The organism is Kitasatospora sp. NPDC059599 (assembly GCF_042735125.1).
GTDB lineage: Bacteria > Actinomycetota > Actinomycetes > Streptomycetales > Streptomycetaceae > Kitasatospora.
This window is the reverse complement of the sequence record NZ_JBHWCL010000019.1, coordinates 19,918-36,235: the sequence shown is the minus strand read 5'-3', so window position 1 is coordinate 36,235 and position 16,318 is coordinate 19,918. Positions and strand designations below refer to the sequence as shown.

Annotated in this window: 12 protein-coding genes and 1 tRNA gene; 1 reads left to right on the top strand and 12 read right to left on the bottom strand. The window is 72.6% G+C overall.

Annotated features, from left to right (window positions below):
* Positions 1–137: 137 nt before the first annotated feature.
* The 9 genes from rpmE to ACFV04_RS09990 form a co-directional block, all read right to left on the bottom strand.
* Positions 138–359, bottom strand: coding sequence for a 50S ribosomal protein L31 (gene rpmE / locus ACFV04_RS10030; protein WP_030057539.1), 222 nt, complete (start codon positions 357–359; stop codon positions 138–140).
* 137 nt (positions 360–496) lie between these two features.
* Positions 497–1,621, bottom strand: coding sequence for an LCP family protein (locus ACFV04_RS10025; RefSeq protein WP_380343032.1), 1,125 nt, complete (start codon positions 1,619–1,621; stop codon positions 497–499).
* A 140-nt stretch (positions 1,622–1,761) separates the two neighbouring features.
* Complete coding sequence (gene rho / locus ACFV04_RS10020) at positions 1,762–3,879, bottom strand: transcription termination factor Rho (RefSeq protein WP_380528165.1); 2,118 nt, start codon at positions 3,877–3,879, stop codon at positions 1,762–1,764.
* Positions 3,880–4,445: 566 nt separating this feature from the next.
* Positions 4,446–5,384, bottom strand: a complete 939-nt coding sequence (gene thrB, locus ACFV04_RS10015; protein ID WP_380343035.1) for a homoserine kinase — start codon at positions 5,382–5,384, stop codon at positions 4,446–4,448.
* Between the two features lie 367 nt (positions 5,385–5,751).
* Positions 5,752–6,852, bottom strand: a complete 1,101-nt coding sequence (gene thrC / locus ACFV04_RS10010) for a threonine synthase (RefSeq protein ID WP_380343038.1) — start codon at positions 6,850–6,852, stop codon at positions 5,752–5,754.
* Between the two features lie 9 nt (positions 6,853–6,861).
* Positions 6,862–8,154, bottom strand: coding sequence for a homoserine dehydrogenase (locus ACFV04_RS10005; RefSeq protein ID WP_360253977.1), 1,293 nt, complete (start codon positions 8,152–8,154; stop codon positions 6,862–6,864).
* A 136-nt stretch (positions 8,155–8,290) separates the two neighbouring features.
* Positions 8,291–9,685: a diaminopimelate decarboxylase gene (gene lysA, locus ACFV04_RS10000; protein ID WP_360253975.1), complete on the bottom strand. Its 1,395-nt coding sequence runs from the start codon at positions 9,683–9,685 to the stop codon at positions 8,291–8,293.
* 91 nt (positions 9,686–9,776) lie between these two features.
* Positions 9,777–11,438: an arginine--tRNA ligase gene (gene argS, locus ACFV04_RS09995; RefSeq protein WP_380343042.1), complete on the bottom strand. Its 1,662-nt coding sequence runs from the start codon at positions 11,436–11,438 to the stop codon at positions 9,777–9,779.
* A gap of 94 nt (positions 11,439–11,532) precedes the next feature.
* Positions 11,533–12,021, bottom strand: a complete 489-nt coding sequence (locus ACFV04_RS09990) for a PleD family two-component system response regulator (protein WP_380343044.1) — start codon at positions 12,019–12,021, stop codon at positions 11,533–11,535.
* A gap of 171 nt (positions 12,022–12,192) precedes the next feature.
* Here ACFV04_RS09990 and ACFV04_RS09985 point away from each other — a divergent pair.
* Positions 12,193–12,264: transfer RNA gene (locus ACFV04_RS09985), tRNA-Arg, on the top strand.
* Between the two features lie 146 nt (positions 12,265–12,410).
* On the opposite strand, the gene ACFV04_RS09980 is transcribed toward ACFV04_RS09985, so the two are convergent.
* The 3 genes from ACFV04_RS09980 to ACFV04_RS09970 all read right to left on the bottom strand — a co-directional run bounded on the left by ACFV04_RS09980 (position 12,411) and on the right by ACFV04_RS09970 (position 16,314).
* A complete protein-coding gene (locus tag ACFV04_RS09980) occupies positions 12,411–13,421 on the bottom strand; it encodes a trypsin-like serine peptidase (RefSeq protein WP_380343047.1) in 1,011 nt (336 codons plus the stop codon).
* Positions 13,422–13,557: 136 nt separating this feature from the next.
* On the bottom strand, positions 13,558–14,607 hold the full coding sequence (locus ACFV04_RS09975; RefSeq protein ID WP_380343050.1) for a carbohydrate kinase family protein: 1,050 nt from the start codon (positions 14,605–14,607) through the stop codon (positions 13,558–13,560).
* Positions 14,608–14,688: 81 nt separating this feature from the next.
* Positions 14,689–16,314, bottom strand: a complete 1,626-nt coding sequence (locus tag ACFV04_RS09970; protein WP_380343053.1) for an MFS transporter — start codon at positions 16,312–16,314, stop codon at positions 14,689–14,691.
* Positions 16,315–16,318: the final 4 nt, after the last annotated feature.

The window sequence follows — 16,318 nt, the reverse complement described above, 5'->3', positions numbered from 1 at the left end:
TCCCGGGGGCTCGGAACGTGTTGGGGGGTTGCGGAACGGGGTGGGACTGGTGACGTGCGGGGGGACGCGAACGGCGCCGGCCCCCAGCGCCCCCGACAACGAGTACGGGGGCACCGGGAACCGGCGCCGAGGGAGCGCTAGGCCTTCGCGCTGTGCTGCTTGCCGAAGCGGGCCTCGAAGCGGGCCACGCGGCCACCGGTGTCGAGGATCTTCTGCTTGCCGGTGTAGAACGGGTGGCACTGCGAGCAGACCTCGGCGCGGATCTCGCCACTGGTCTCGGTCGAGCGGGTGGTGAACTCGGCACCGCAGGTGCAGGTCACACGGGTGACCACGTACTCGGGGTGAACGTTGGGCTTCAAGGGGTTCTCCTAGGTTTCGGGAGGGCACCGGGTCGGCGGCTGGGGCGCCGCACGTGAACCGGGACCGACGGACCAGTCTGCCAGGACCGGCCGCATCTTCCCAAACCGGGTCGCGTTCCGGGATATTCCGGGCCCGCTCAGTGCGCCGCGGTGGCCTTGGCAGTCGCCCTCCCCGCGGGCCGTGCGGGGGCCGACGGAGCGGCTGCGGGGGCCGCCTGGGCGGGGTTCTCCGGCTGCGCGGTGACGACCGCCTGCGGGAACTCCTGGTCGGCCTTGAGGGCCGCCCAGACCTGGTCGGCCTGCGGCTGCTGCTCGACCACCCGGTTCGGGTCGGCCGGGGCGGTCACCACCGGCAGGGTGACCATGGCCAGCCGGTCCGGCCCGATCCCCTTGAGTTCCTGGACGAGTCCCACCAGGGAGTTCACCGAGCCGAGCGCGGAGTCGGTGGTGATGCTCTTGGTCACGGTGTCGCCGAGCGACCACAGCTTGACCGGGTCGGTGAACAGTCCGGCGCCGCCGGCCTGCTGGAGCAGCGACTTCACCATCTGCTTCTGCAGCTCGATCCGGCCGAGGTCGCTGCCGTCACCGACGCCGTGCCGGGTGCGGACGAAGGCCAGCGCCTGCCGGCCGTCCAGGTGGTGCTGCCCGGGCGGCAGGTCGAGCCCGCTGTCCTTGTCGTGGATGGCCACCGTGGTGGTCACGGTGGCCCCGCCTATCGCGTCCACGACCCGGGCGAAGCCGGCGAAGTCGATCTGGAGGTAGTGGTCCATCCGCAGCCCGGTGAGCTGCTCGGTGGTCTTGACCGCGCAGGCCGCGCCGCCGCTCTCGAACGCGCTGTTGTACATCGCGCGCTTGGCGCCCGCGACGGTCCTGCCGTTCGCGTCGACGCAGTCGGGCCGGGCGACCAGGGTGTCGCGGGGTATCGAGACGATCTGCGCGCGCGAGTGGTCCTGGTTGACGTGCAGCACCATCGCGGTGTCCGAGCGGGCGGTGTCGCCGGTGTCCCCGCCGGCCAGGTCGCCGTTCTCGCCGTTGCGCGAGTCGGAGCCCAGGACGAGGACGTTGAACGAGCCGTCGGTGGCGGCCGGCGGCCGGGCGTCGCCGAGGCGGCCGTCGATGTCGACGCTCTTGATGTTGTCGTTGAGCTTCACGTACGCGTAGACGGCCGCGCCGGCGCCGAGGACGACGAGTGCGACGAACGCGCAGGCGGCCGTCCGCAGCACGGTGCGGCGGCGACTCGGGACACTCTTGTGCTCGGCCATGTGCTCCAGAATAAATCGGACAACATGATCCAAAGGCCTCGAATTGTCCCGACCCTGGAACAACCCGGGCACGAACACACGGAACCCCGGACCGCTCGCGCGATCCGGGGTTCCGTGCTTCGACAGCCGTGCGGCTACGGTCAGTCGCCGGAGCCGGGGGTGGTCTTGGCGATCTGCATCAGGAACTCGGCGTTGCTCTTGGTCTGCTTCATCTTGTCCAGGAGCAGCTCGATCGCCTGCTGCGAGTCGAGCGCGTGCAGCACCCGGCGCAGCTTCCAGACGATGGCCAACTCCTCGCTGCCGAGCAGGATCTCCTCCTTGCGGGTGCTGGAGGCGTCCACGTCGACGGCCGGGAAGATGCGCTTGTCGGAGAGCTTGCGGTCGAGCTTGAGCTCCATGTTGCCGGTGCCCTTGAACTCCTCGAAGATCACCTCGTCCATGCGCGAGCCGGTCTCGACCAGCGCGGTGGCCAGGATGGTCAGCGAGCCGCCGTTCTCGATGTTGCGCGCGGCGCCGAAGAACTTCTTCGGCGGGTAGAGCGCGGTCGAGTCGACACCACCGGACAGGATGCGGCCGGAGGCCGGCGCCGCCAGGTTGTAGGCGCGGCCCAGGCGGGTGATCGAGTCCAGCAGGATGACCACGTCGTGGCCCAGCTCCACCAAGCGCTTGGCGCGCTCGATGGCCAGCTCGGCGACGGTGGTGTGGTCCTCGGCCGGACGGTCGAAGGTCGAGGAGATGACCTCGCCCTTCACCGACCGCTGCATGTCGGTGACCTCTTCCGGACGCTCGTCGACCAGGACGACCATCAGGTGGCACTCGGGGTTGTTGTGGGTGATCGCGTTGGCGACCGCCTGCAGCACCATCGTCTTGCCGGTCTTCGGCGGCGCGACGATCAGACCGCGCTGGCCCTTGCCGATCGGCGACACGAGGTCGATGATCCGGGTGGTCAGCACGCCCGGGTCGGTCTCCAGGCGCAGCCGCTCCTGCGGGTAGAGCGGGGTGAGCTTGTTGAACTCGGGACGGCCGCGGCCGCTCTCCGGGTCCATGCCGTTGACGGAGTCCAGGCGCACCATGGCGTTGAACTTCTCGCGGCGCTCGCCGTCGCGCGGCTGGCGCACCGCACCGGTGATGGCGTCACCCTTGCGCAGGCCGTTCTTGCGGACCTGGGCGAGCGAGACGTAGACGTCGTTCTGGCCCGGCAGGTAGCCGGAGGTCCGCACGAACGCGTAGTTGTCGAGGATGTCCAGGATGCCCGCGACCGGGATCAGGACGTCGTCCTCGCCGATCGGCGTCTCGACGGGGCCGGCCTCGAAACCGTCGCGGCCACGACGGCCCCGGCGGTCACGGTAGCGGCCGCGACGGCCGCGGCGGCCCTCGCCGAACTCGTCGTCGTCGTAACCGCCCTGCTGGACCGGCGGCTGCTGGGTCTGCTGGCCCTGGCGGCCCTGCTGGTCGCCCTGGCCGGTGCCCTGCTGCTGGCCCTGCTGGCCCGGGCGGTCGGCGCGCTCGCGGCGGTTGCGGCGGTCGCGGCGCGACTCGCGGGAGTCGCCGTCCTGCGCCTCGCCGCCCTCCTGGCGGTCGGTGCGCTCGGTGCGCTCGGTGCGCTCGGTGCGCTCGCCGGTGTCACGGCGCTCGCGGCGCTCACGGCGGTCGCGACGGCTCTCGCGGCCGTCCTCGCGACCCTCGAAGCCACGGGTCTCGGCCGGGCGGGCCTCGGCCTGCTTCGGCTCGGCGACCGCGACGGTGGCGTCGGCGGCGGCCTCGGCGGCCGGAGCGGCAGCCGGGGCCGTGGGGGCGCCGGCGGCCGAGGTCGCGCGGCGGCGGGTGCGCTCGGTGCGGGCCGGCGCGGCGGTCTCGGAGGCGGCCTGGACCGGGATCTCGATCTGGGCCTGCGGCTCGGCGGCGGCCTGGGCCTCGGCCTCCGCCTTGGCGGCGGCGGCCTTGGTGCGGCGGGCCGGCTTCTCGGCCGGGGCCTCGGCGTCCGCCTTGGCGGCGGCACGCTTGGCGGCCGGGGCGCCACCGGCGGCGAGCAGCGGGTCCCCGCCGCTCTTCTCCTTGATGGTCTCGATCAGCTGGCTCTTGCGCATGCGGCCGGTACCGGTGATGCCAAGGTCCGCGGCGAGCTTCTGCAGCTCGGCCAGGACCATGCCGTCCAGGCCCGCGGCGGCGCTGCGGCGGCGGCGGGCCGGGGCAGCGGGGGCTGCGTCCGGCGCGTCGGCGTCCGGGCGCGCGCCCATCAGATCGGTGGAGTCGCTCACTAAGGGTCCTTCCCTGGAGCGGACGTCGGCCTGTCTGGCTCGGCGACCGGTTGTGCTGTCCTGACCGACGCTCGACTGCGTCGGTCCGAGGCGGTGGTCCCTCGAATGGCGGGAGCCCGTCGAGGGAGAGCTGCGAGGTGCGGTGCTTGAAGCACGGTGGTGCTGAGTGGCGCGTGGGCCGGTCGTGTGTCGACCTCCCCTGAGGGCGTAACCCCCACGCTCCCTGCGAATCCCGGGCCCCCGTCGCGTGACGGTGGCCCGTGCTCCGCCCGTCCTGGCCTCAAGGTGGGAGGCCGCGGGTGGGAGTCAGGTGCCGTCACGGCTTCGGGATGCGGCCGCGTGTCGCGCAGGCAGGCTGCGTACGCGCTGCGGTGGGCTCCCGGAGAATCGTCGCCCCGTGCATCGCCGGGACTCCACGGCAGTGGAGTGCTGGGATCGGGACGCGGCGCACCGAGCCCCGGAGGGCACCTGGTGCAGCAATGAGGTTAACACTACCGACCCCCTCAGACATTCCCCAGCCTTGCGCTTGCCAATCGTGTCCGGCACGCCGGGCCCGTCATGGCTGCTCAGACGTCCAGCGGGAGCACGACGGCCCCGGCGCGGTCGACGTCCAGCCGGTGCGCGGCGAACGCCGGGTCGCCGCCGTGGCCGTGGTGCCCGGCGAAGGAGAGCACCTTGTCGGCACCCGCCTCGTCGGTGAGCGCCAGGACGGTCGGGCCGGCCCCGGAGATGACCGCGGGGACGCCCTCCGCGCGCAGCGCGCCGACCAGCGCGGCGCTGTCCGGCATGGCGGAGGCGCGGTAGTCCTGGTGCAGGCGGTCCTCGGTGGCGGCGAAGAGCAGTTCGGGGCGCCGGGTCAGCGCCTCGACCAGCAGCGCGGAGCGGCCCGCGTTGACCGCGGCGTCGGCCAGCGGCACGGTCCTCGGCAGCAGGCCGCGGGCGGTCTCGGTGAGCACCTCGCCGGCCGGGACGAACACCACCGGGACGACCTGGTCGGAGGGCTCCAGGGCGACCGCCTTGGCGGACTCCTCGTCGGTCCAGGCGATGGTGAAGTTGCCGCGCAGGCAGGCCGCGACGTTGTCCGGGTGGCCCTCCAGCTCGGAGGCGAGGGCCAGCAGCGCGTCGTCGTCCAGCGCGGACGGACCGCCGATGGTGACCGCGCGGGCGGCCACGATGCCGGCGCAGATGGCGGCGGAGGAGGAACCGAGGCCCCGGCCGTGCGGTATCCGGTTGGCGCAGACGAGTTCGAGGCCGCGCGGCTGGCCGCCGAGCCGGTCGAAGGCGGCCCGCATCGAGCGGACCAGCAGGTGGCGCTCGTCGCGCGGCAGCGTCTCGGCGCCCTCGCCCGCGATGTCGACGGAGAGACCGGAGTCGGCGACCCGGACGACCACGTCGTCGTAGAGACCCAGCGCGAGTCCGAAGGCGTCGAAGCCCGGACCGAGGTTGGCGCTGGTCGCGGGAACCCGGACCCGGACGGCGGCGGCACGGAACGCAGGACCGGCCATGCGGTGGACTCTCCTGGGGAAATCGGGCGGCGCGGAGCGCGTCGTCGTTGCGAGGGTGGGGGGAAAGGGACGCGGGCCCTTTCGGGGCGGGCGGCCACAGTCGTCGGCGCGGCCCGGACGGCGCCGGGCCCGGGGCATGTGCCACACGGCCGAACCCAGAGTATCGAAGAGAGGTTCCCGAGCGGTACACCCCGTGGGCCTTCGATCTGGTGTGTTGCCGGTTCTGGCCGGAATGCGCACCCCTCCCCGTCAAAGAGCGGGCCGAAATCGGATCGGAATGCCCGGCGGAATTGACACAGAAGTGTCAGTGGAGAACGTCGACGGGCCTACCCCCGAAAGGGTCGGCCCGTCGAAGTGCCGGGCCCCGTTACCGGTCGAGCAGGCCGAGTTGCCGGGCCGCGGCCTCCGGGTCGACCGGGACGACCTGCGGCTGCGGCGCGCCGGCCACCGCCCAGTCCGGGTCCTTGAGGCCGTTGCCGGTCACGGTGCAGACGATCCGCTGGCCCGGGTCGACCAGACCGGCCTCCGCCTTGGCCAGCAGGCCGGCCACCGAGGCGGCCGAGGCGGGCTCCACGAAGACGCCCTCCTGCGAGGCCAACAGCCGGTAGGCGGACAGGATCTGACGGTCCGTCACCTTGTCGATGAGGCCGCCGGACTCGTCCCGCGCGGCGAGCGCGAAGTCCCAGGAGGCCGGGTTGCCGATCCGGATCGCGGTGGCGATGGTCTGCGGCTTGAGCACCGGCGCACCGTCCACGATCGGGGCCGAGCCCGCGGCCTGGAAGCCCCACATCCGCGGGGTGCGCGAGGAGAGCCCGTCCGCGGCGTACTCGCGGTAGCCCTTCCAGTACGCGGTGATGTTGCCCGCGTTGCCGACCGGCAGGACGTGGACGTCGGGGGCGTCGCCGAGCATGTCGACGATCTCGAAGGCCGCGGTCTTCTGGCCCTCGATGCGCACCGGGTTCACCGAGTTGACCAGGGCCACCGGATACTTCTCGGACAGTTCGCGCGCCAGGGTGAGGCAGTCGTCGAAGTTCCCGTCGACCTGCAGGATCCGGGCGCCGTGCACCAGCGCCTGGCCCATCTTGCCGAGGGCGATCTTGCCCTGCGGGACGAGCACCGCGGACACCATCCCGGCCCGCACCGCGTACGCGGCGGCGGAGGCCGAGGTGTTGCCGGTGGACGCGCAGATGACCGCCTGCGCGCCCTCCTCCTTGGCCTTGGAGATGGCCATCGTCATCCCGCGGTCCTTGAAGGAACCGGTCGGGTTGGCGCCCTCGACCTTGAGGTAGACCTCGCAGCCGGTGCGCTCGGAGAGCACCTGCGCGGGGACCAGGGGCGTGCCGCCCTCCAGCAGGGTGACCACCGGGGTGGCCGCGGTGACCGGCAGGCGGTCCCGGTACTCCTCGATCAGGCCGCGCCACTGGTGGGTGTGCGCGCCTCGGACGACGTTCTCGGCAACGGCGTTCATGGCTGTTCCTTATTCCCCTTCGACCCGCATGATGCTGGCCACGTCCCGCACGCTGTCCAGCGCGCGGAGCTTGTCGACCGTCGCCGACAGCGCGGCGTCGGTGGCACGGTGGGTGACCACGACGAGCGAGGCGTCGCCGTCGCGGCCCTGCTGGCGCACGGTGTCGATGGAGACGCCGTGCTCGGCGAAGACGGAGGCCACCTGGGCGAGCACACCCGCGCGGTCGTCCACGTCCAGGCTGACGTGGTAGCGGGTGACCACCTCGTCCATCGGCTTGGCGGGCAGCTGGGTGTACACCGAGTCACCGGGACCGGTGGCCCCGGCCAGCTTGTTGCGGCAGACCGCGACCAGGTCGCCGAGCACCGCGGAGGCGGTCGGCGAGCCGCCCGCGCCCGGGCCGTAGAACATCAGCCGACCGGCCGCCTCGGCCTCGACGAACACCGCGTTGTACGCCTCCCGGACCGAGGCCAGCGGGTGCGAGAGCGGGATCATCGCCGGGTGCACCCGGGCGGTGACGGACTCGCCGTCGGCCGCCCGCTCGCAGATCGCGAGCAGCTTGACGACGCAGCCCATCTCCTTCGCGGAGGCGATGTCCGCCGCCGTCACCTCGGTGATGCCCTCGCGGTAGACGTCGGCCGCGGTGACCTCGGTGTGGAAGGCGATGCCGGCCAGGATCGCGGCCTTGGCGGCGGCGTCGAAGCCCTCGACGTCGGCCGTCGGGTCGGCCTCGGCGTAGCCCAGCGCGGTGGCCTCCTCCAGCGCCTCCGAGTAACCGGCGCCGGTGGTGTCCATCTTGTCGAGGATGAAGTTGGTGGTGCCGTTGACGATGCCCAGCACCCGGTTCACCTTGTCGCCCGCGAGGGACTCGCGCAGCGGACGCAGCAGCGGGATCGCGCCCGCCACCGCAGCCTCGTAGTACAGGTCCACGCCGGCCCGGGCGGCCGCCGCGTGCAGCTCGGTGCCGTCCTTGGCGAGCAGCGCCTTGTTGGCGCTGACCACCGAGGCACCCTGCTCGAAGGCGGACAGGATCAGGGCTTTGGACGGCTCGATGCCGCCCACGACCTCGACCACCACGTCGATGTCGCCCCGGCCGACCAGGGCCTCGGCGTCGGTGGTGATCAGGTGCTCGGGAACGCCCGGGCGCACCCGACCGGCCCGGCGGACCGCGATCCCGGCCAGCTCCACCGGGGCGCCGATGCGAGCGGCGAGGTCGTCGGCCGTCGTCGTCATGATGCGCGCCACCTCGGAGCCCACCACACCACAACCCAGCAACGCCACCTTCAGCGGGCGCGTACGCATCATCCGACTCCGCTCTGCATTCATCTGCTTCGGTATTTCCGGCGGTTTTCCGGGGCCGCCGGGAACTTCGGTCCGTACCAGTCTCCGGGACTTTCCGTACGGATCTACGGTCGTTCCATGATCTGAGACAAGGATTTCGTCATCCGATATCGAGACGCAGGAGATCCTCCTCCGTCTCGCGCCGGACGATCACCCGCGCCGCACCGTCCTTGACGGCGAGCACGGGAGGCCTGAGGGCGTGGTTGTAGTTGCTCGCCATCGAGCGGCAGTAGGCGCCGGTGGCGGGCACCGCGACCAGGTCGCCGGGAGCCAGGTCGGCGGGCAGGAAGGCGTCCCGGACGACGATGTCACCGGACTCGCAGTGCTTGCCGACCACCCTGACCAGCATCGGCTCGGCGTCGCTCGTGCGCGACACCAGCGCCACCGAGTACTCGGCGTCGTACAGCGCGGTGCGGATGTTGTCCGACATCCCGCCGTCCACGCTGACGTAGGTGCGCAGGCCCTCCAACGGCTTGACGGTGCCGACCTCGTACAGCGTGAACGCCGTCGGGCCGACGATCGCCCGGCCCGGCTCCACGCTCAGCCGGGGGGCGTCCAGGTTCTCGGCGGCGCACTCGCGGCGGACGATGTCGGCCAGCGCGGCCGCGATCTCGGCCGGCTCGCGCGGGTCGTCGTCGCTGGTGTACGCGATGCCGAGGCCGCCGCCGAGGTCGATCTCCGGCAGCTGGACCCCGTGCTCGTCGCGGATCCGCGCCAGCAGGCCGACCACCCGGCGGGCCGCCACCTCGAAGCCGGCCATGTCGAAGATCTGCGAGCCGATGTGCGAGTGGATGCCGCGCAGTTCCAGGCTGTCGCCGTGGGCCAGCACCCGGCGCACCGCCTCGGCGGCCGAACCGCCGGTGAGCGAGAGGCCGAACTTCTGGTCCTCGTGCGCGGTGGCGATGAACTCGTGGGTGTGCGCCTCGACGCCGACCGTGATCCGGATCAGCACCTGCTGGCGCACGCCGTGGCGGGCGGCGATCGCGGCCAGCCGCTCGATCTCCTCGTAGGAGTCGACCACGATGTGCCCGACCCCGGTCTTCACCGCGTGTTCGAGCTCGTCCACCGACTTGTTGTTGCCGTGCAGCGCGATCCGCGCCGGCGGCATCCCGGCGGCCAGCGCGACGGCCAACTCGCCCGCGCTGCACACGTCCAGGTTGAGGCCCTCCTCGTGCAGCCAGCGCACGACCGCCTTGGAGAGGAACGCCTTCCCGGCGTAGTAGACGTCCGCCCCGGTGCCGAAGGCGTCCCGCCAGGCGCGCGCCCGGGACCGGAAGTCCTCCTCGTCCAGCACGTACGCCGGGGTGCCGAACTCGGCCGCCAGCCGCTTGACGTCGATCCCGCCGACGGTGGCCACGCCCGCGGCGTCACGGGCGACGGTGCAGGACCAGACCTTGGGGTCCAGCGCGTTCAGGTCGGCGGGCGGGGCCTGGTAGTGGCCCTCGGGCAGGACGTCGCCGTGGCGGGGGCCTGCGGGGTGTGCGGAACGACTCATGCTGGTGCGTCCTTCGGGAGACCTATGGCGAGGGGCGGCGACGGTCCCCGTTGACCGTCAGCCGCCCCCGCTGTGCGCTTGGGGGTGGTGCCTACATCCGCTCGGGCGCCGTCACGCCCAGGAGCGTGAGACCGTTGGCGAGCACGGTGCGCGTCGCCTCGACCAGCCAGAGGCGGGCCCGGTGCGTGTCCGTGAGCTCCTCGTCGCCCTTGGGCAGGAACATGCAGTTCTCGTACAGGCGGTGGTACTTGCCCGCGAGCTTCTCCAGGTAGACGGCGACCCGGTGCGGCTCGCGCAGCTCGCCGGCCGCGGCCAGCACGCGCGGGAAGTCGGCGAGGTGGCCGAGCACGTCGGACTCCCACTCGGTGGCGAGCAGCTCGGGTTTGAACTGCTCGGCCGTGCCCTTGTCCACGCCCAGCTCGGCGGCCTTGCGCGCCACCCCGCACATCCGGGTGTGCGCGTACTGCACGTAGAAGACCGGGTTCTCGTTGGTCTGGCTGGTCAGGACGTTGATGTCCAGCGTGATCGTCGAGTCCGTGGAGGAGCGCGCCAGGGTGTAGCGGGCGGCGTCCACGCCGATCCACTCGACCACGTCGTCGATCGTGATGATGTTGCCCGCACGCTTGGACATGCGGACCTCTTCGCCGTCGCGAAGCATCTTCACGAACTGGCCGATCTTCACCTCGATGTTGTGGTTCATGTCGTCGCCGGCGCAGGCCGAGATGGCCTTGAGGCGGTTGACGTAGCCGTGGTGGTCGGCGCCCAGCATGTAGAGCGCGACCTCGGCGCCGCGGTCCCGCTTGGACAGGTAGTACGCGGCGTCGGCGGCGAAGTAGGTCTTGTCGCCGTCGGCCTTGACCAGGACGCGGTCCTTGTCGTCGCCGAAGTCGGTGGTGCGCAGGAAGACCGCGCCGTCCTGCTCGAAGACGTGGCCCTGCTCGCGCAGCCGGTCGATGGCCTTCTCGACGGCGCCGGAGTCGTGCAGCGTCTTCTCCGAGAACCACACGTCGAAGTGGGTGCCGAACTCGTCCATCGAGCGCTTGATCTCGGACACCATGAGCTTGAGGCCCTCGGTGCGGAAGACCTCCAGCTGCTCGTCCTCGGGCAGGTCGAGCACGCCGGGGACCGCGTCGGTGAGCGCCTTGGCGATGTCGACGATGTACTCGCCGACGTACCCGCCCTCGGGCACCTCGCGGCCGTTCGCGGCGGCCTGCAGCGAGGCGGCGAACTTGGTGATCTGCACACCGGCGTCGTTGAGGTAGTACTCGGTGGTGACGTCGGCGCCGGAGGCCCGCAGCACGCGCGCCAGCGAGTCGCCGACGGCGGCCCAGCGGACGCCGCCGATGTGGATCGGGCCGGTCGGGTTGGCGGAGACGAACTCCAGGTTGATCTTGAGGCCCTTGAGGGCGTCGTTGCGGCCGTAGGCCTCGCCCGCCTCGACGACGGTGCGCGCCAGCGCGCCCGCGGTGGCGGTGTCCAGGGTGATGTTGAGGAAGCCCGGACCGGCGATGTCGACCTTGGCGACGCCGGTGATCCCTCGCAGGCGGTCGGCCAGGACCTCGGCAACGGCTCGCGGCGGCTTGCCGGCCGCCTTGGCGAGCTGGAGGGCCACGTTGGTCGCGTAGTCGCCGTGGTCCCTGTTCTTGGGCCGCTCGACCGTCACGTGCTCGGGCACGGCGACGGCCAGCTCGCCCGCCTCGACGGCGGTGCTCACTGCGGCCTGGATTGCCTGGGAAAGGTCTGCGGGGGTCACGACGCCAAGCGTAGGCGAGACGGGGTACCCGCCCGCCACCCGGTTTACCGGTTGAGACGCCCGGAGGCCCCGACGCGCCGTCGGCTCCGGGGTCTCAGCCGCGATCGGTCCGATCTGTTCGCTCAGGGCGAAACGCTCGGGGCCGGCCGCCGAGCCGCCCGCCGGGCCGTCCGTCCGGCTCCCCGTCGAACCCTCCGTCGAACCCGCCGCCGAGCAGCATCAGGCGCCGGACCAGGGCCACCAGATCGGCCGGGTCGAAGGGCTTGCCGAGGTAGCCGTCCACCCCGACCGTCTCCCCCAGGTCCAGGTCCGCCGGGGTGCAGGCGCTCACGATCGCGATCGGCAGCCGACGGGTCTCCGGCGTCGCGCGCAACCGGGCCGCCGTCCGCAGGCCGTCCAGCCGCGGCATCATCACGTCCAGCGTCACCACGTCGGGCTTCACCCGGCGGATGACCTCCAGGCACTCGGCGCCGTCGGCGGCGGTCACCACCTCGAAGCCTTCGAGCTCCAGGTTGACCCTGATCAGCTGGCGGATCACCTCGCTGTCGTCCACCACGAGGACCCGCCCGGACACTCCCGACACCTCACCGAGGGTATCCGCGGCCCCGCCGCCCCGTCCGGCCTTTGGGCACTTCCGCTCCCCCCGCCCCCGTCACCGCCCCGGCGGCCGTCCGGGAAAACCCGTGCACGGACCGCGGCCCGGGCCTGGTAGTGTTCTCCACGTCGGAAGCGCGAGCCACCGACAGGCCGACAGGCCCCCGTAGCTCAGGGGATAGAGCACCGCCCTCCGGAGGCGGGTGCGTAGGTTCGAATCCTACCGGGGGCACTTCGCAGTAAGTGCAACAGAGGCCCAGATCAGTGGAGTTGATCCACGGATCTGGGCCTTCGTCATGTCACGGGCCCGGTGCGGCGGGGCACCGGCCGGGCCCGCCCGGGGGACCCGCGGGCGGGCGGCCGGGCGATCGGACCGGGTCAGGACGCGGCGGCCACGGCCTGGTTGTAGAGGGCCGCGATGGTGTGGTCGAAGTAGGCGCTGTACGAGACGTCGTCGCTGTCGCCGCCCTGCTGGTAACCGCCTATGGCACCGACCACGTCGCCGGTGGCGACATCGATCCAGGGGCCGCCGCTGGTGCCGGACGGGTAGGCCGGGCAATCGATGACCCGCTGGTAGCTGCTCTTCCGGTCGGTGCCGTTGGTGCAGAGGTTGGGCCTCTCGGAGTCGGCGGGGTAGCCGTAGAGGCGGACGGCCGCGTCGAACGGCTCGTCGGTGCCCAGGCGGTTGCCGCCGACCACGTCCTCGACCTTGCGGCCGTTGTTGGGGGCGGTCTCCAGGATCGCGAAGTCCTCGTCCGTGTCGCCCTTCTGCGACCAGCCGGTGGTGGTGTGGATCGCGGTCACCCGCCAGGTGCCGTACGGGGCCGAGCCGTCGCGGTAGCCGGGAGCGAAGGTGACGCCGTCCGTGCTGTCGAGGCAGTGCGCGGCGGTCAGCAGCAGGTTGCCGGTGGCGCTGTGCAGCACGCTGGCGGTGCAGAAGTGGTTGCCGGCCGCCACCTTGCCGCTGAACAGCGCGCCGACGGTGTCGGTTTCACGGACGTCGGCGGGGGCGGCGGCGGTGATGCCGCGGACGACGCCGCGGGTGTCGGGGGTGGCGGCCGCGGTGGCCGTCGGGGTGTCGGTGGCGGCGGGCGACGGGGCAGCGGGCGCGGACGCGGGCGGGTCGGCCGGGGTCGGGTCGGCCGGGGTCGGACTGTCGGCCGGCTCGGGATCGGCGACCGGCGCCGGCGCCGTGGCGGCGGCGGTGGGGGCGGGCGCGACCGCGGCGCGGGTGCTCCGCGCGGCCTTCCCCGCGGCCGCCGCGTCGGACAGGTCCAGCGTGTGCGTCCCGGTCACCACGGCGGCCACCACGACGGCGGACAGCGCGGCGAACAGGGCCGGGGTCAGCAGCCGTCGGCGGCGGGACCTCTGGCGGCTGTGCTGACCCATGCCTGACTCTCCTGCCGGGCTCGGTGGCGGTGTTCGGTCAACGACTATGACGCCTCCGGCTGGAAAGGTCGTGATCCGCGCCTTGGAGCTCGATGAGAAATCCGTCGCCCGGTGCTCACCCGCCACCGCCCCGCCGTCATCCCCCGTTCAGCACCGCGTCGAGCCCGGCCGACCCGATGAAGGCGGTGTGCGTCCCCGCGGCGGTGCAGGCGAACGCCCCGGCGGCCGAGCCGGCCCGGGCGCAGTCCAGCGGCGAACGCCCCCGGAACCAGGCGTACAGGAAGCCGGAGACGAAGGCGTCCCCGGCGCCGTTGGTGTCCACCACCGGGCGACCCGGGTCGACCGCCGGCAGCCGGCGGAGCACGCCGTCCTCGCGGGTGAGCAGGTGGCAGCCCTCGGCGCCGGCGGTGGCGACGACCACCCGCGCCCGGCCCCCGGCAAGGACGGCGCGCATCACCTCCTCGTGCCGGCCGCGGCAGCCGGCCACCGAGAGGAAGACCAGGTCGGAGCCGAACGCGTAGTCGCGGTGGTGCGGGTCGGCGCCGTCCCAGTCGTGCAGGTCGGTGGAGGTGGTGCGGCCGAGCCGGTGCAGGTCGCCGTACATGTCCCGGTTGACGCCGGTGATGGAGAGGTGGACGTGTCGGCTGCGCTCGGCGTACGGGAGGTAGAAGTCCCGCGGCAGCCGCAGGTCGGCGGGGTGCCGGCCGTCGTAGAAGGAGAACCGGCGGCCGGCGGCGTCGACCAGGTTGACCCCGCGCGGGGTCCCGTGCGGGCTCACCAGGTGGGCGAGGCGCAGGCCGTGGCGCCGGTAGGCGGCCCGGACCAGGTCGCCCTGCGGGTCGTCGCCGAGGAAGTCGAGCAGGACGGTGCGCAGGCCGAGGTGGTGGGCGCCGAGGGCGACGCCGTTGCCGGTGTGGCCGACGTAGTCGTGCACCGGTCCGACGGACTGCGAGTCGCCGGGCGGGATCTCCAGCCGCTCGACCCGGACGACGGTGTCCACACCGGCTCCGCCGACGACGAGCAGGTCGATCGTCGGTGCGGCGGTGTCGGACGGCACGGACCCGGCGGGCGCGGACCCGGGCGCGGGGCCCCCGGTCTCGGGGCCCCCGGTCACGGCCTCGGCGTCGGTCTCGGTCTCGGTCTCGGTCTCGGCTTCGGCGTCGGACGGCACGGACTCGGGCAGCACGACGGCGCCTCCTTGATCCCTGGACGGTGGCCAGGAGTCAAGCAGGCGCCGGAGGTTGACTGCAAGACCTTGCTGCAATTTTCAATCGGCCGGTGGGCGCTCCGCCCCGGCCTCCGAGCGGACCTCGCCGCCCGCCCGGACGTTGGCCTTGACGTCGGCCATGGCCGCCTCCCGGGGGCTCGGTCGCCCGTCCGCGGTCCGTACGGCGGGGGCCGCCGCGGCCGCTTCGACGCCACCCTCGACGGAGGTGGCCGCCTCACCGGGCGCCGGCCGGTGGTCGATCATCAGGAAGGCGACCAGTGCGGCCAGCAGCAGGATGCCCATCGCCACCCAGGTCGCGACCACGTAGCCGTGCACCGCGCCCTGGGCCTGGACCGCCGGGTCGGAGGCGATCCGGGTGGCCAGGAAGCTCGCGGTGGCACTGGCCGCGATGGTGTTCAGCAGCGCCGTACCGAAGGAACCGCCGACCTGCTGGGCCGAGTTGATGGTGGCCGAAGCCGCCCCGGCCTCGTTCCGGGCGACCCCGAGGGTGGCCAGGCTCATCGACGGCATGAACACCAGGCCCATGCCGAAGCCGAGCAGCAGTTCGGCGGGCAGCACCATGCCGGCCCACGGGCTGTCCACCTTCATCTGGGTCAGCCAGGCCATGCCGGCCCCGGCGAGCAGCAGTCCCGGTGCGATCAGGTTCCGCGACGGCACCCTGGTCATCAGGCGGGCCGCGATGCCCGTCGAACTGATCACGATGGCGGCCGTCATGGGCAGGAAGGAGAGGCCGGAGACGATCGGCGAGAAGTGCTTGATGGCCTGCAGGTAGTACGTCAGGAACAGGAACAGGCCGAACATGCCGACCATGGCCAGACCGACCGAGAGCGCCCCGCCGCCGCGGTTGCGGTCCGCGACGATGTGCACCGGCAGCAACGGGTGCGCGGTGCGGCGCTCGACCAGGACGAACACCGCGAGCAGCGCCACGCCCAGGAACAGCGAGCCGAGCACCAGGGCGTCGACCCAGCCCCGGGTCACGGCCTCGGAGGTGCCGAAGACGATCGCGAGCAGGCCGCCGCAGCCCAGCAGGGCCCCGGGCAGGTCCAGCCGGACCCGGCGCCCCTTGCCGACGTGGTCGCGCTGGAGCACGGAGAACGCGGCGAAGGCGGTGGCGATGGCGATCGGGGTGTTGACGAACAGGCACCAGCGCCAGTTCAGGTACTCGGTCAGCAGCCCGCCGGCGATGAATCCGATCGCGGCGCCGCCGCCGGCGATCGCGCCGAAGATGCCGAAGGCCGTGCTGCGCTCCTTCGGGTCGGAGAACGTGGTGGAGAGCAGCCCCAGCGCGGACGGGGCGAGCAGGGCGCCGAACGCGCCCTGGAGGGCACGGGCGCCGAAGAGCATCGTCGGGTCGGCCGCCGCGCCGCCGAGGGCGGAGGCCAGCGCGAAGCCGAGCAGTCCGATGATGAAGACGCGCTTGCGGCCGAAGAGGTCGCCCAGCCGTCCGCCGAGCAGCAGCAGGCCGCCGAAGGCCAGCGTGTAGGCGGTGATCACCCACTGCCGGTCGGCGTCGGATATGCCCAGGTCCCGCTGGGCGGACGGCAGTGCGATGTTCACGATGGTGATGTCGAGGACGATCATGAGCTGGGCGACGGCGATGACGGCCAGCGCCCACCAGCGCCGGCTGTCCGCGTCCTCATGACCGGTGGCGGTTTGCACACTCACTGGT